17 protein-coding genes and 1 pseudogene are annotated in these 14,930 nt (G+C 68.4%); 1 reads left to right on the top strand and 17 read right to left on the bottom strand.

The genetic code is table 11. The features are described from left to right. A pseudogene (locus tag G6026_RS02725) lies at nucleotides 1–393 on the top strand (hypothetical protein); the annotation flags it as partial. Here G6026_RS02725 and G6026_RS17080 read toward each other — a convergent pair. The 17 genes from G6026_RS17080 to rho all read right to left on the bottom strand — a co-directional run. Next, nucleotides 374–676, bottom strand: a complete 303-nt coding sequence (locus G6026_RS17080; protein ID WP_309230139.1) for an ATP/GTP-binding protein — start codon at nucleotides 674–676, stop codon at nucleotides 374–376. The pseudogene G6026_RS02725 and the gene G6026_RS17080 overlap by 20 nt on opposite strands. A gap of 14 nt (nucleotides 677–690) precedes the next feature. Next, nucleotides 691–1,371 (bottom strand): endonuclease NucS, encoded by a 681-nt coding sequence (gene nucS, locus G6026_RS02720; RefSeq protein WP_107756714.1) that lies wholly within the window; start codon nucleotides 1,369–1,371, stop codon nucleotides 691–693. A gap of 72 nt (nucleotides 1,372–1,443) precedes the next feature. Next, nucleotides 1,444–1,893, bottom strand: a complete 450-nt coding sequence (locus G6026_RS02715; protein WP_107756715.1) for a DUF2550 family protein — start codon at nucleotides 1,891–1,893, stop codon at nucleotides 1,444–1,446. Between the two features lie 59 nt (nucleotides 1,894–1,952). Next, nucleotides 1,953–2,324, bottom strand: a complete 372-nt coding sequence (locus G6026_RS02710; protein WP_095718299.1) for a F0F1 ATP synthase subunit epsilon — start codon at nucleotides 2,322–2,324, stop codon at nucleotides 1,953–1,955. Nucleotides 2,325–2,333: 9 nt separating this feature from the next. After that, entirely contained in the window at nucleotides 2,334–3,782 is a 1,449-nt protein-coding gene (gene atpD / locus G6026_RS02705; RefSeq protein WP_182612194.1) for a F0F1 ATP synthase subunit beta, read from the bottom strand. A 3-nt stretch (nucleotides 3,783–3,785) separates the two neighbouring features. Then, nucleotides 3,786–4,772, bottom strand: coding sequence for a F0F1 ATP synthase subunit gamma (locus tag G6026_RS02700; protein ID WP_095718300.1), 987 nt, complete (start codon nucleotides 4,770–4,772; stop codon nucleotides 3,786–3,788). 55 nt (nucleotides 4,773–4,827) lie between these two features. Beyond that, nucleotides 4,828–6,468: a F0F1 ATP synthase subunit alpha gene (atpA, locus tag G6026_RS02695; RefSeq protein WP_107756716.1), complete on the bottom strand. Its 1,641-nt coding sequence runs from the start codon at nucleotides 6,466–6,468 to the stop codon at nucleotides 4,828–4,830. 105 nt (nucleotides 6,469–6,573) lie between these two features. Then, nucleotides 6,574–7,392 carry a F0F1 ATP synthase subunit delta gene (locus G6026_RS02690; protein WP_107758121.1) on the bottom strand — a complete coding sequence of 273 codons (819 nt, stop codon included), beginning with the start codon at nucleotides 7,390–7,392 and terminating at the stop codon, nucleotides 6,574–6,576. 14 nt (nucleotides 7,393–7,406) lie between these two features. Further along, complete coding sequence (locus G6026_RS02685) at nucleotides 7,407–7,982, bottom strand: F0F1 ATP synthase subunit B (RefSeq protein ID WP_107756717.1); 576 nt, start codon at nucleotides 7,980–7,982, stop codon at nucleotides 7,407–7,409. Nucleotides 7,983–8,013: 31 nt separating this feature from the next. Beyond that, complete coding sequence (locus G6026_RS02680) at nucleotides 8,014–8,253, bottom strand: ATP synthase F0 subunit C (RefSeq protein WP_107756718.1); 240 nt, start codon at nucleotides 8,251–8,253, stop codon at nucleotides 8,014–8,016. A 101-nt stretch (nucleotides 8,254–8,354) separates the two neighbouring features. Further along, complete coding sequence (gene atpB, locus G6026_RS02675; RefSeq protein WP_228549202.1) at nucleotides 8,355–9,080, bottom strand: F0F1 ATP synthase subunit A; 726 nt, start codon at nucleotides 9,078–9,080, stop codon at nucleotides 8,355–8,357. Nucleotides 9,081–9,348: 268 nt separating this feature from the next. Beyond that, nucleotides 9,349–9,795, bottom strand: a complete 447-nt coding sequence (locus G6026_RS02670; protein WP_107758122.1) for a hypothetical protein — start codon at nucleotides 9,793–9,795, stop codon at nucleotides 9,349–9,351. A gap of 10 nt (nucleotides 9,796–9,805) precedes the next feature. After that, the gene (locus G6026_RS02665; protein WP_107756720.1) at nucleotides 9,806–10,966 is read right to left on the bottom strand and encodes an MraY family glycosyltransferase; all 1,161 of its coding nucleotides are present in this window, start codon (nucleotides 10,964–10,966) and stop codon (nucleotides 9,806–9,808) included. A 16-nt stretch (nucleotides 10,967–10,982) separates the two neighbouring features. Next, nucleotides 10,983–11,636, bottom strand: a complete 654-nt coding sequence (locus G6026_RS02660) for an L-threonylcarbamoyladenylate synthase (RefSeq protein WP_107756721.1) — start codon at nucleotides 11,634–11,636, stop codon at nucleotides 10,983–10,985. Beyond that, complete coding sequence (gene prmC / locus G6026_RS02655) at nucleotides 11,633–12,556, bottom strand: peptide chain release factor N(5)-glutamine methyltransferase (protein WP_182612193.1); 924 nt, start codon at nucleotides 12,554–12,556, stop codon at nucleotides 11,633–11,635. Before prmC ends, G6026_RS02660 begins: the two co-directional genes overlap by 4 nt. Before the next feature lie 18 nt (nucleotides 12,557–12,574). Then, nucleotides 12,575–13,660, bottom strand: a complete 1,086-nt coding sequence (prfA, locus tag G6026_RS02650) for a peptide chain release factor 1 (protein WP_107756722.1) — start codon at nucleotides 13,658–13,660, stop codon at nucleotides 12,575–12,577. Continuing rightward, a partial coding sequence (rho, locus tag G6026_RS02645; protein WP_182612192.1) for a transcription termination factor Rho occupies nucleotides 13,657–14,930 on the bottom strand: 1,274 nt, incomplete at its 5' end. The genes prfA and rho, both read right to left, overlap by 4 nt.

The raw sequence follows: 14,930 nt of genomic DNA, 5'->3' as shown, positions 1-14,930 counted from the left end.
CTCGACCTCGAGGCCGCCCGCCGTCGCGATCTGATCGACGAGGATCACCGCATCGCCTCCGACGCGAGGAGGACGCGGTCCCTGCTCGAGGACCGGAACCGACGGGAGGCGTCGGAGGCCGCCGCGGAGGCCGTCCGGCGGGAGGCCGAGGAGCAGTCTCGCGGGACGATCGACCGGGCCGCCTCCGAGGCGGCGGCTCTCGTCTCGAAGGCGCGTGCCCACGTCGAGCAGCTGACGTCGCTTCGCGAGCAGATCGTCGCCGATCTCGCGACGATCCGAGCCCGGCTGGAACCCATCCCCGGCCGCCTCGAGGACATTCCGCCCCTGCCCGCCGATCCCCTTCTCGACGAGTCGCGGCGTGACGATCGTCGGCTCAGCTCCACCGACGGGTGAGGCCGCGGTTCGCCCTCCCGGACCAGCATCCGCTGTGCCAGTGGCGCCGGTCGTCCTCGCCGCCCGGTCTGTCTGGCCACGCGACCACATGCGGGGAACCCGCGGTGATGACCTGATCACATCCCGGACAGCGATAGTGCTTCCCGGCTCGCGAGCCGGGCACACGCCGGACGTGGTAGTCGTCCGGATCCCCCGACGGGCCGGATTCCAGTGCGGCGCCCCCGAGGCCGTCCCTCCGGGGCGCGGGACGATCAGTCCCCGCGCGTCTGTGACGTCTCGGCACCTGGCCCCCTCACCTCAGAACAGCCGGAGGTCCGTCGACTCGATGCCTCGGAGCGAGTCGTAGTCGAGCGTCACGCAGCGGATACCCCGGTCCTCGGCCAGGGTCCTGGCCTGCGGCTTGATCACCTGCGCCGCGAACACCCCTCTCACCGGGGACAACAACGGGTCCCGGTTGAGCAGTTCCAGATAGCGCGTGAGCTGTTCGACGCCGTCGATCTCACCGCGGCGTTTGATCTCGACCGCCACGGTCACGCCATCGGCGTCCCGTCCGAGGATGTCGACCGGCCCGATCGCCGTCATGTACTCGCGGCGGACCAGGGTGTATCCGGGGCCGAGAGTCTCCAGGTGCTCGGCCAGCAGTTCCTGGAGATGGGCCTCGACCCCGTCCTTGACCAGGCCGGGATCCATACCCAGCTCGTGACGGGAGTCGTGGTGGACCTCGGAGAGCGTGATCCGCAGCTGTTCACCGGCCTTGTTCTCCACCACCCAGAGCAGGTGCGCAGGATCCTCCGGATGCTCCTGCTCGACGAGCCAGCAGGGTGGCGTCATCCAGTTGAGGGGTTTGTACGCGCGGTCGTCGGCGTGCACGCTGACGGACCCGTCCGCCTTGAGCAACAGCAGCCTGGGCGCCATGGGGAGATGAGCCGTCAGACGGCCGACGTAGTCGACCTGACATGTGGCGACGACGAGACGCACGGATCCTCCTCAGATCGGGATTGTGCGGGACGACCCCCGGACGGTCGTCGCCGAGCGCGGTCCTCGGGACCGTCACCGCCGTCGGCGGTCCGGGGAGCGGATCTGGTCGGTGGAGCAGGCCTCCACCCACGCCAACAACGCGGTCAGCTCGGCCGGACCCACACAGAGTTCGCCTTCTCTGATCCCGCGCCTGCGGTCGTGACCGGAGAAGGACACGATCACCTCACCCGACTCCGCGATATCGAGTTCGTGGCCGGTCGGTTGTCGCCGGGGGCCCAACTCGAGGCTCCGCCGGTCCAGCCGCACGTCCGCGCCGAACCTCACGCTGACCAACCGGTAGAAGGCCAGATCGGTATCGGAATACCTCACGGCGCCGTGGCGCCAGGACTCCTCACCGGCCCTCCTGACGAGGACCGAGGTGGCATTCCTGCGGACGACCACCAGGCGATACACCACGGCCGCGGCCACCGGGGCGAGGACGAGCAGGACGACGACACCGAGAATGATCCCGGGAATCGCCATCTACCCAACCCCTTCCGGTGGCCGCGGCCGTCAGGTCACGGGAGGACCGAATCGTACAGCTAGCTGCCGGCCTTCTCGACCGCCCGGAGACGACCGCGCGCGGCGGCGGCAGCCTGCTGGTCATCCCCGGCCTCGGACAGTGCGCGCTCGGCCTCGGCCCGGTCGATGGACTCCGCCCACTCCGCGGTCTCGCCGAGGATGCTGACCTTGTTCGCCGTCACGGAGAGGAACCCGCCCTGCACCGCGGCGACCTTCTTGCCCTCGTCCGTGTAGACCGTCACGGTGCCGCCGGCATCCAGCTCGCCGAGCAGCGGCTCGTGCCCGGACTGGATACCGATCTCGCCCTCGGTGGTCTTGGCGACCACCATGGTGGCGGTGCCGGACCAGAAGCGTTGCTCGACCGTGACGAACTCGACCTCGATGTCAGCCATGGTCAGCGGTCACTTCCCCGAGAGCTTCTTGGCGGCCGCCTCGACGTCGTCCAGACCGCCGATACCGTTGAACGCCTGCTCCGGGAGATGGTCCAGCTCGCCCTTGCACAGCTTGTCGAACGCCTCGATGGTGTCCGACAGCGGGACGACCGAACCGACCTGCCCGGTGAACTTCTCCGCGACCAGGAAGTTCTGGCCGAGGAAGCGCTCGAGGCGACGGGCCCGCTGAACGGTGACCTTGTCCTCCTCGGAGAGCTCGTCCATGCCGAGGATGGCGATGATGTCCTGGAGCTCCTTGTACTTCTGCAGGATCTGGATGACGTTCTGAGCCACCCGGTAGTGCTCCTCCCCCACGATGCCCGGCTCCAGGATGCGGGAGGTCGAGGTGAGCGGGTCGACGGCCGGGTAGATGCCCTTCGAGGCGATCGAGCGGGAGAGCTCGGTGGTCGCGTCGAGGTGGGCGAACGTGGTCGCCGGAGCGGGGTCGGTGTAGTCGTCGGCGGGGACGTAGATCGCCTGCAGCGAGGTGATCGAACGGCCACGCGTCGAGGTGATCCGCTCCTGCAGCATGCCCATCTCGTCCGCGAGGGTCGGCTGGTAACCGACGGCGGACGGCATGCGACCGAGCAGGGTCGAGACCTCGGAACCGGCCTGCGTGAAGCGGAAGATGTTGTCCACGAACAACAAGACGTCCTGCCCCTGGACGTCGCGGAAGTACTCGGCCATGGTCAGCGCCGAGAGTGCGACGCGCATACGCGTCCCCGGCGGCTCGTCCATCTGGCCGAACACCAACGCGGTGTCCTGCAGGACGCCCATCTCCTCCATCTCGAGGAAGAGGTCGGTGCCCTCACGGGTGCGCTCACCGACGCCGGCGAACACGGAGGTGCCGGAGAACTCGCGGGCGATACGGGTGATCATCTCCTGGATCAGCACGGTCTTGCCGACGCCGGCACCACCGAACAGGCCGATCTTGCCACCCTTGACGTACGGGGTGAGGAGGTCGATGACCTTCACGCCGGTCTCGAGGATCTCGGTCTTGCCCTCGAGCTGGTCGAAGGCGGGCGGCTCGCGGTGGATACCCCACTGCTCACCGTCACGGCCGGTGCCGGGCGCGTCGAGGCAGTCGCCGAGGGCGTTGAAGACGTGGCCCTTGACGACGTCGCCCACGGGGACCGAGATCGGCTTACCCGAGTCGACGACCTCCGCGCCACGGACGAGTCCGTCGGTCGACTGCATGGAGATGCAGCGGACCATGTTGTCGCCGAGATGCTGGGCGACCTCGAAGGTCACCGTCTTGGCCACGGCCTCCAGGGTGATCTCGGTGGTCAGGGCGTTGAAGAGGGCCGGGAGGGCGCCGCGCGGGAACTCCACGTCGACGACCGCGCCCAGGACGCGGGCGACCCGACCGGTGAGACCGGCCGTGCCCGTCGCGCTCTGATCGGTAACAGCTGTGGTCATTGCTTAGTCACTTCCTGCGCTAGCGGCGAGCGCACCAGCGCCACCGACAATCTCGCTGATTTCCTGGGTGATCTGTGCCTGGCGGGCCTGGTTGGCCTCGCGGCTCAGGCCTTCCACCAGTTCGGTCGCGTTGTCCGTCGCGGACTTCATGGCCGTGCGTCGCGCGGCCGATTCCGATGCCGCCGACTCGAGCAGCGATGCGAACGCCCGCGTCGACATGTACCTCGGGAGGAGGTTGTCGAGGAGGGTATCCGCGTCGGGCTCGAACGTGACTTCGGGCTTGAAGTCCGTCTTGGACGTGTCGAGCATGTCCTCGCCCAGATCCAGCTCCTCGACCTCGACACGGGTCTCGATCGGGGCCAGACGCCTCGCACGCGGCGTCTGCGTGAGCATGGACTTGAACTGGGTGTAGACGATGTGGACCTCGTCGACGCCCTTGCGGGTGGTGTCGCCGGTGTAGTCGCTGCCGAGGAACTCCGTCGCGTCGAACGTCGCCTCTCCCCCGGCCGCGAACGCGGCGGACAGGAGCTGGAAGGCCGGACGGGCCTCCTGGTAGTCGGGCTTCTGGGAGTGCCCGTGCCACGATCCCGCCAGTTCGATCTCGCGGAACGTGTAGTACACGATGCCCTTGTTGCCCAGCACGTAGATGTCGACCTCGCGGCCGGACTCCTCGAGGAACGCGATGAGTTCGGCGGCCTCCTTGAGGACGTTGTGGTTGTACCCACCACACATCCCGCGGTCCGACGTCACCACCAGCACGGCCGAGCGCGTGGCGTCCTCCGGCTCGTTGAGCATCCTGTGCTGGACCGACGACGCGCTGGCGAGATCGGTCAGGATGGCGGTGATCTGATCGGCGAAGGGCTGAGCGGCCTCGACCCTCGCCTGGGCCTTGGAGATCTGCGAGGTGGCGATCAGCTCCTGGGCCTTGGTGATCTTCTTGGTCGAGTTGACGGACTTGATCCGGTCGCGCAGTTCACGCATGTTCGCCATTACTTCAGATCACTCTCCTCTCGGCCTTGAATCGGATGGCTGTCATCTCGAGGCCTCAGGCCTTCTTCTTCTTGGTGACCGTGAGGGTCTCACGATCGATCTCGTCCTCCGAGAGCGCCTCGGCCTCGGGCTCGTTGACCACGCGGGAACCGTCGGAGGCGACGAAGCCCTCCTTGAACTCGTTGGTCTTGGCCTCGAGTGTCGCCTTTGACTCGTCGGAGAGAGCGGCGCCGCCGTCGATCTGGCTGTAGACGTCGGCCGCGGAGTGCCGCAGGCTCTCGAGCAGCTCGCCCTCGAACCGACGGACGTCCTCGACGGGGACCGTGTCGTAGAAGCCCTCGCCGGCGAGGTAGATCGAGACGATCTGGTCCTCGACCGCCACCGGGGAGTTCTGGTCCTGCTTGAGGATCTCGACCAGACGCTGACCGCGCTCGAGCTGCGCCTTGGACGCGGCGTCGAGGTCGGAGGCGAAGGTCGCGAACGACTCGAGGTCGCGGTACGCGGCCAGGTCGAGACGCAGGGACCCGGAGACCTTCTTCATGCCCTTGGTCTGGGCGGCGCCGCCGACGCGGGAGACGGAGATACCGACGTTGACGGCGGGGCGCACACCGCGGTTGAACAGGTCCGACTCGAGGAAGACCTGGCCGTCGGTGATGGAGATGACGTTGGTCGGGATGAACGCGGAGACGTCGTTGGCCTTGGTCTCGATGATCGGCAGGCCGGTCAGCGAGCCCCCGCCCATGTCGTCGGAGAGCTTGGCGCAGCGCTCGAGCAGCCGCGAGTGCAGGTAGAAGACGTCACCCGGGTAAGCCTCGCGGCCCGGCGGGCGGCGCAGCAGCAACGAGATCGCGCGGTAGGCGTCGGCCTGCTTGGACAGGTCGTCGAACACGACCAGGACGTGCGCACCCTCGTACATCCAGTGCTGGCCGATGGCCGACCCGGTGAAGGGGGCGAGCCACTTGAAGCCGGCGGAGTCGGAGGCGGGGGCCGCGACGATGGTGGTGTACTCCATCGCGCCGTGCTCCTCGAGCGTCGCCTTGACGCCCGCGATGGTCGAGCCCTTCTGGCCGATCGCGACGTAGATGCAGCGCAGCTGCTTGGTCTTGTCGCCCGACTCCCAGTTGGCCTTCTGGTTGAGGATCGCGTCGATGCAGACCGCGGTCTTGCCGGTCTTGCGGTCGCCGATGATCAGCTGACGCTGTCCGCGGCCGATGGGGGTCATGGCGTCGATGGCCTTGATGCCGGTCTGCATCGGCTCCTCGACGGGCTGACGCTCCAGGACCGACGGCGCCTGGAGCTCGAGTGCGCGGGTGCCCGCGGACTCGATCTCGCCGCGGCCGTCGATGGGCTTGCCGAGCGGGTTGACCACACGGCCGAGGAAGCCGTCGCCGACGGGGACGGAGAGGACGTCCCCGGTGCGGCGCACCTCCTGGCCCTGGGCGATCTCGTCGAAGTTGCCGAGGATGACCGCGCCGATCTCCCGGTCCTCGAGGTTCAGTGCGACACCGAGGATCCCGCCGGGGAACTCCAGCAGCTCGTTGGCCATCGCCGAGGGGAGGCCGCTGATGTGCGCGATGCCGTCACCGGTGTCGACGACGACGCCGACCTCCTCCTTCGTCGCGTCGGTCGAAACGGTCGAGGTGTAGTTCGCAATCGCGCTGCGGATCTCTTCGGAGGAGATCGTCAACTCCGCCATGTCATTCCTGCTCTCAAAGTCGGGATGTGCTTTATGGGTGTTTACGTGAGCCACTACCGCTGGAACACGGCCGAGTCGCAGCTCGTCTTGTGCCGGCCCGGCAGGTCAGCGGAGGGACCGACGCATGGCGTCGAGCCGTCCTGCCACGCTACCGTCGATGATCTCGTCTCCGACCCGGACGACGACGCCGCCCAGAAGGGACTGGTCGACATCGTTGTGGATGGCGATCTCCCGCCCGTACAACGACGCCAGTCGGGCCCGGAGATCATCCGACTGCTGTCCGGTCAGCGGCTCCGCGCTGGTCACCACGGCGACGGACCGGCCGCGCAACTCCGCGGCCTGCACCGAGACCGCCATGATGTCGTCCGCGGGCATACCCGACGGCCGAGCCACCGCCTGGGAGGCCAGAGCCTCGGTCACCGCCGTGACCTTGCCGTACAGCACCTCGGCGAGCAGGCCGCGCCTGGCTCCCACGTCGGCGGTCCGATCGGCCAGGAGCTGCTCGAACTGGGGATCCCCGGCGACGATCCGCCCGAGCCTGAACAGCTCGTCCTCGACGGTCTGGAGCTGGCCCTGCTGGTCGGCCGAGCGCAGGAGCGCCTCCCGGCCGAGGAGGACCAGACCCTCCCGCAGCTCGCGAGGGGTGGACCAGTCCTGGGACACCGCAGCGAGGAGAAGGTCCAGGGTCGCCTGGTCGACCTTCCACCCGAACACCCCACGGACCAGGTCCTGTCGGGCCTCCACCGGGGCCGCGGTGTCGGCGACGGACACCCGGAGGGCACGGTTGTCCTCGAGGACGCCCACGACCTCGAAGAGTTCCTGGCCCACCTTCGCTCCGGTCGCTCCCCCGGACGGGTTCGCCGCCAGGGTCTGCTCCAGTGTGCTCCGGGTCTGGTCGAGCGCTTCGCGACTCGCTGCGTGCATCGGCTCCACTTCCCTTAGTTCCTGCCCGCGCCGGGGATCCGGTCGAGGTCCGCCAGAAAGCGATCGATGGTGCCCGAGCGCCGGACCGGATCCGACAGCTGCTCACCCATCAGCCGCTCGGCGAGGTCCACGGACTGACGACCCAGGTCGCTGCGGAGCTCGGCGATGATCTGCTGCCGCTGAGCGGCGAGCTGCTGCTCACCGGAGGCGATGATGCGGTCGCTCTCCGCCTGCGCCTCCGACTTCATGTCCGCGAGGATCTGCTGACCCTGCGCGCGCGCGTCGTCGCGGATCTTGGCCGCTTCGCTGCGCGCCTCGGCGAGTTGGGCCTTGTATTTGGCCAGCTCTTCCTTCGCCTCGGCCTGGGTCTGCTCGGCACGACGCAGACCGCCTTCGATGCGCTCGGAGCGCTCGTCGAGGACCTGCTGGAACTTCGGGAGGATGAACTTCCAGAAGAGCCACAGGATGACGGCGAGCGGGATGAGCGACCAGACGATGTCATACAGCGGAGGAAGCAGCGGGTTGGGGCTGTCCTCCAGGGGGAGTGATTCTCCACCCTCGGCCGCCAAGATGGCGATGACGTTGTTCATGGTGCGTCCCTACGAGGTCGGTGGTCGTCGATCAGAACAGGAAGCCGGCGACGATACCGATCAGGGCGAGCGCCTCGGTGAAGGCGATGCCGAGGAACATCGTGGTACGGAGGGTGCCGGCCATCTCGGGCTGGCGGGCCATGCCCTCGACGGTCTTGCCGACGAGGATGCCGATGCCGATGCCGGGGCCGATGGCGGCGAGGCCGTAGCCGATCGCACCGTAGCCGCTGACGGTCTGCTCGGTGGCCTGGGCGAGAGTGACGATGTCCATGGGAGTTCCCTTTCAGATGGCCGGTGCGGGCTTCTCCGCACCGGTCGGACGTGATGTGTCGGGTAGACGGGATGGTCGTGCCGGGCCCGGGGGCCCGGGGTCTAGTGGCTCTCCGCGTGGAGTGCGAGATCGATGTACACCGAGACCAGCAGCGCGAAGATGTAGGCCTGGAGGAAGAGGACCAGCAGCTTGAACAGCGTGAAGGCGACCGAGAGCACCGAGGTGCCCACCGCCAGCAGCGACCAGCCGTTCAACTGCCAGAAGAAGAAGTTCGTGGCACTGAACAGCAGGACGATGATCAGGTGCCCCGCCAGCATGTTGGCCATGAGACGAATGGTCAGCGTGGCCGGGCGGAGGATGAACGTCGACACCAACTCGATCGGCACCACCAGGATGTGCAGCGCCGGGGGAAGCCCCGGGATCACCACACTCGCCTTGATGAACTTGGCGAAGCCGTACCTCTTGGACCCCGCGTAGATGAAGGTCACGTAGCCCAGGACGGCGAGCATCAGCGGGAAGCCGATCCTGGCGTTGGGCGAGATGTTGAGGCCCGGGATGATCGTCGGGAGGTTCATCGCGAAGACCGCGAAGAAGATGGTCGCGATGACCGGCAGGAAACGGCGCCCCTGCTCCTTGCCCAGGATCTCCTCCGCGATGTGGACCCGGACGAAGTCCAGGCAGATCTCGGCGAAGTTCTGGACCCCGCGCGGGACCAGCTTGGGGTTCCGCATGGCGATCATGAAGAAGCCCAGCAGGACCACCGTCATGAGCAGCCGAATGATCATGAGCCGGTCCAGGACGAACGCGTCACCGGCGAAACCGGTCAACCACTGCTGGGAGGGGAAGAACTCATAGTCGATGTTCGGGGGATGAAACTCGCCCTTGAAGGCCAGAAGCGTGGTACTCAGTGTGTTCTCCCCTGGTCGTGTTGGGCGACGTGCGCCCGAGCGCGTTCGGTACGAGTGGCCCGATGATCGCGGCCGTATTGGGATTCAGCGCGAACGCCTCGGGCCGCGAAGCAGCCCGGTGACGTGCTCGTCTCACCGTCGATGAGAATAACATCCTGGTCTCGGCACGGGGACACAGGGGGACCCGTCAGGTGGCGGCGGGCTCCACGTAGGGCGCACGGGTCTTGAGGATGGCCCCCGTCTCCACCGCCAGCACCACGATGAGCGCGGCGATGACCGTGACCGCGAAGGCGGGGCGCGAGTAGAAATCGAACCTCGAGAGCGCGGCGACGATACCCATCGCCGCGAGGAGTTTGACCAGCCAGGTCCCCAGGACGACGGCCGCGGTCGTCTGCGGAGCCGAGTGCGCCGTGGCGATGACCACGATCGCCGTGGTGAGCACGAACGCACCGCCCACGGCGGCTCCCATCAGCGCGCCCCACAGCCCAGGGGTCCCGTCGATCGCGGTCCACACCGCGGCACCGACCACGGCGAGGACGGCCAGCGCCAGGGCGCCGAATCGGACCGCCTTGCGGAGACCTGCGGTGTGGGGACTGTCGGCGGGCTGCGCGGGTGTCGCGGGAGTGTCCGTCATGACCAGCAGCCTAACCCGAGCCCCCTGGTTCGACGGTTCCGCGTTCGCCCCGCGCACTCCTCAACCTCGGGACCAGGGTGGCGGCCAGGACCGAGATGAGCCCGGCGGCGGCGAGCGGGACGATCACCTCGGTCGGGAGCATGGTCGCGCCGACGGCACCGAACGCGATGAGCGAGACCCACGCGTAGATCACGAGCGCGACCCGCCGATGGGAGTGACCCAGATCCAGCAGACGGTGATGGAGATGCATCTTGTCCGGGGCGAAGGGGCTGCGGCCGGCGCCCACCCGACGGACCACCGCCATCACGAGGTCGAGCATCGGGACGAACATCGCCGCCGCGACGACGATCATCGGCGAGAGCAGGACGATCATCTCCTGTGGCCCGTACAGGCTCTGGGAGATCTTCCCTGACGCGCTGGTGGAGGCCGCGGCGAGGACCAGGCCGATCAGCATCGACCCCGAATCACCCATGAAGATCCGCGCCGGTTGGAAGTTGTGCGGCAGGAAGCCCAGCAACGCCCCGGCGAGGACCGCCGTGACGAGGGCCGGGGGGTACGCCCCGACCGTGCCTCCCTGGTCGAGCATGATCCCGACGGAGAACACGCAGATCGCGGTGGCCGCGATGGCACCGAGCCCGGCGGCGAGGCCGTCCAGACCGTCGACGAAGTTCATCGCGTTGACGATGGCCAGCGTGAAGACCACGGTGAGCAGCCCCGCCTGGAGCTGATCCAGGACCAGGATGTTGCCGTCCCCGAACGGGATGTACACCAGGTTCCAGGACACGCCCATGGCCACCAGGACGCCCGCCGCCGCCGCTTGACCTGCGAGTTTCGTGACAGCACCGAGGCCGAGGATGTCGTCGACGATGCCCACCAGCACGATCACCCCGCCCGCGATGATCGTCGCCTCGACGTCCGGGGCGAACGGCGGGAACGCCCGGTTGAGAGCGGGGAGCTGCGCGGACAGGTAGACGGCGACCAGCATTCCGGTGAAGATGCCGACCCCGCCGAGGCGGGGCGTCGGCACCACGTGCACGTCCCTGTCGCGGGGGTAGGCCAGTCCCCCGATCGCTGGTGCGACTCCTCTGACCAGACCTGTGACGGCGAACGTGACCAGGCCCGCCGTGACCGCGATGAGCAGGAGCTCGCGGAACGGAACCCCTATGCCCACGCTCAGATCACCCCGGTCAGCCGCGCAGAGACGCGGCGTCGGTGTTCAGGACCTCCCCGACGCGCTCTGCGCTCACGGCCCCCTCCCGGACGATCCGGGGCGACGGTCCCGTGAGGTCGACGATCGTCGAGGGCTGGCCGACCGAGCACGGACCGCCATCCAGATAGACGGCGACCGAGTCGCCCAGCTGGTCGCGAGCCTCGGCGACCGTGGTCGCCGGGGGCTGCCCGGAGACGTTGGCGCTGGAGACGGCGAGCGGCCCGACCTCGCGGAGCAACTCGATCGCGACGGGATGCAGCGGCATCCGGAGCATCACGGTGCCCTGGGTGTGTCCCAGGTTCCAGTTGAGGGACGGTGCCTGGTGCACGATCAGGCTCAGTCCGCCGGGCCAGAACGCCCGGATGAGGTCCCGTGCCGTCGCCGGCGTGCTCACGACCAGGCCGTCGATGGTCTCCCAGGAGCCCACCAGGACGGGCACGGGCATGTCCGGTCCGCGCCGCTTGGCGGAGAGCAGAAGGGTGACCGCATCGGGATCGAAGGCGTCGGCCGCGATGCCGTAGAGGGTGTCCGTGGGCGTCACGACGAGCCGACCGGCACGCAGTGCAGCGGCCGCGGAACTGAGGCCGACCTCTCGACCGGTGTCCTCGGTGCAGTCATAGGTGATGGTCACCGGGTGGTCCCCTTCCGGACTGTCGGATCGAGCTCGTCGTCGTCGTCACGATCGCCGAGTCTGGTCGCGGTGACGAACCGCGGACGTCCGGCGAGGTCGGTGTGCTGTTCCACGGTACCGAAGCGTCCCTGCGCCTCGACCACCGCCGCGACGGCGGCGCCGGTCTCCTCGTCGTGCTCCACCGCGAGGTGACCCCCCGGTGCCAGGAGCGCGGCCGCGACACCGACGAGCGGCGCGATGACGGCGAGACCGTCGACTCCGCCGAACAGCGCGGTCGCCGGTTCGTGCCCGAGGACCTCCGCAGGGAGTTCGTCGGTACGCGGGATGTACGGCGGGTTGGACACCACCGCGTCGACCCGACCCCGCAGTTCCGCCAGGATGCCGGGGTCCGTCGCGTCCCCGGAGTGCACCACGAGTGGAGTGTCCCCCGCGGCTTCCCGCTCGACGGCGTTGCGCCGCAGCCACGCCAGCGCCGGCTCGTGCAGTTCCACGGCGTGGACCCGGGCATCGGGTCGGGCATGGGCGATCTCGAGGGCGAGCGTTCCGCTACCGGCACAGAGGTCCACGACGATCGGGCCCGGTCCGTCGCCCGATGCGGGGAGCGCGGCCAGCGTGTCCTCCACGAGCAGCTCGGTCTCGGGCCTGGGGATGAAGACACCGGGCCCGACCGCGAGATCCAGACGGCCCGACACGGCCCGCCCGAGGAGGTACTGGATCGGAGTGCGATCGGCGATGCGGGCAGCGATCATCCGGTTGATCTCCGCGAGCCGGGAGGCGTCCACCGCGTCGGCCAGTGGAAGCGCGGAGCGGTCTATCCCGAGGACATGCGCGCAGATCAGCTGCGCCTCCACGACGGCGGAGTCGACACCGGCGGCCCGCAGGTCATGCGCGGCCGACCTCACGACCGCGGTCGCCGGCACGGGGCGCGACTGCACCGCCTAGGCGTCTTCCATGCGTCTGCGGCGGTCCTCGACCGCCAGTGCGTCGAGGACCGCGTCGAGGTCACCGTCGAGCACGGCGTCGAGATTGTGCGCCTTGAACCCGACCCGGTGATCGGCGATCCGGTTCTCGGGGAAGTTGTAGGTACGAATGCGTTCCGACCGGTCGACGGTGCGGATCTGGGTGGACCGCCCCTCCGAGGCCTCAGCGCTCGCGGCCTCCTCGGCGGCGGCCTGGAGCCGGGCGGCGAGCACCTCCAGTGCGCGCTGCTTGTTCTGCAGTTGACTACGTTCGTTCTGACACGTGACGACCGTCCCGGTGGGCAGGTGCGTGACCCGTACCGCCGAATCGGTGGTGTTGACCCCCTGGCCGCCCTTGCCCGACGAGCGGTACACGTCGATCCTTAGGTCCGACTCGTCGATCTCGACCGGCCCCACGTCCTCGGGCTCGGGGAAGACGAGCACCCCTGCGGCCGACGTGTGGACCCGGCCCTGCGACTCGGTGACCGGCACCCGTTGGACGCGGTGCACGCCGCCCTCGAACTTCAGGCGGGACCACACACCGTCCCTCGAGGGTTGACGAGACCTGATCGAGAACGAGGCGTCCTTGTACCCGCCCAGATCGGACTCGGTCACCCCGAGCACCTCGACCACCCAGCCGTGCTTCTCCGCGTAACGCGTGTACATACGGGCGAGGTCCGCCGCGAACAGCGCCGACTCCTCCCCGCCCTCACCGGACTTGATCTCCATGAGCACGTCATCCCCGTCGTGGGGGTCTCGCGGTGCCAACAGGTCGGCCAACCGCGACTCCAGTCTCGTCACCTCCGCCGCCAACCGATCGGCCTCCTCGGCGAACGACGAGTCTTCGCCGGCCAGCTCACGCGCGGCGGCCAGGTCGCCCCGGGTGGACTCCAGAGCCCGGTGGCACTGCACCACGGGAGTCAGCTCGGCGAATCGTTTGCCCACCCTGCGCGCGGCCACCGGGTCCTCGTGGAGCGCGGGGTCGGACAGCTGCGCCTCGAGACCCCCGTACTCCGAGAGGACATCGTCGATGGAGGACGGCGAACGCCCCGGGGCCTGCGTCACTCCTCGTCCTGCGGCAGGGTCGGAGTCGTCTTTGCCACCTGCAGGAGGAATTCGTAGTTGGTGTTGGTCTTGCGCAGCTGCGACATCAGCAGGTCGATCGCCTGATGCGAGTCGAGGCCCGACAGCACCCTCCGCAGCTTGTGCATGACACCGGCCTCCTCCGGCGTCATCAGGAGCTCCTCCTTGCGGGTGCCCGAGGGCCCCACGTCGACCGCGGGGAAGACGCGCCGCTCAGCGATGCGCCGGTCCAGCTTGAGTTCCGCGTTACCGGTGCCCTTGAACTCCTCGAAGATCACCGTGTCACCGGCGGACCCCGTCTCGACCATCGCGGTGGAGATGATGGTGAGGGAGCCACCGTTCTCGATGTTGCGTGCCGCTCCCAGGAACCGCTTGGGCGGGTAGAGCGCGGTGGAGTCGACACCGCCGGACAGGATGCGACCCGAGGCGGGAGAGGAGTTGTTGTAGGCGCGACCCAACCGGGTGATGGAATCGAGGAGGACCACGACGTCCTGGCCCATCTCCACAAGTCGCTTGGCGCGTTCTATCGCGAGCTCCGCGACCTGGGTGTGATCCGACGGCGGGCGGTCGAAGGTCGAGGCGATGACCTCGCCGTTGACCGAACGCTGCATATCGGTCACCTCCTCGGGTCGCTCGTCGACGAGCACGACCATGAGATGACACTCGGGGTTGTTGATGGCGATCGAGTTGGCGATGTTCTGCAGGATCGTGGTCTTGCCCGCCTTGGGCGGGGAGACGATGAGCGCCCGCTGGCCCTTGCCGATGGGCATGATCAGATCGATGACCCGGGTCGAGAGGACGTTCTTCTCGGTCTCGAGACGCAGACGCTGGTTGGGGTAGAGCGGCGTGAGCTTGCCGAACTCCGGGCGATTGCGCGCGTCTTCCGGGGGACCCCCGTTGACCGAGTCGATCCTGGCCAGCGGGTTGAACTTCGCCCTGTTCTTCCCACCCTGACCGCCGCCGCGACCCCCGCCCTGGCCGCCGCCGGACCCGTCGTTCTGGGCGTCACCCTGACCGTCCCGCGGCATCTTGACCGCGCCCGTGATCGCATCGCCGCGACGCAGACCGTACTTGCGGATCATGTTCATCGAGACGTAGACGTCGTTCGACCCCGCGAGGTAGCCCGAGGTACGGACGAACGCGTAGTTGTCCAGGACGTCGAGGATGCCCGCGACCGGTTGGAGGACGTCGTCGTCCCGCACCTCGGTCTCGCCCTCCTGCGGACGGCCACCGCCACCACCGCGGTTGCGCT

The organism is Dietzia sp. DQ11-38-2, assembly GCF_014145055.1.
GTDB lineage: Bacteria > Actinomycetota > Actinomycetes > Mycobacteriales > Mycobacteriaceae > Dietzia.
The sequence above is the reverse complement of the archived record's forward strand: the minus strand, read 5'-3'. Positions and strand labels throughout refer to the sequence as shown.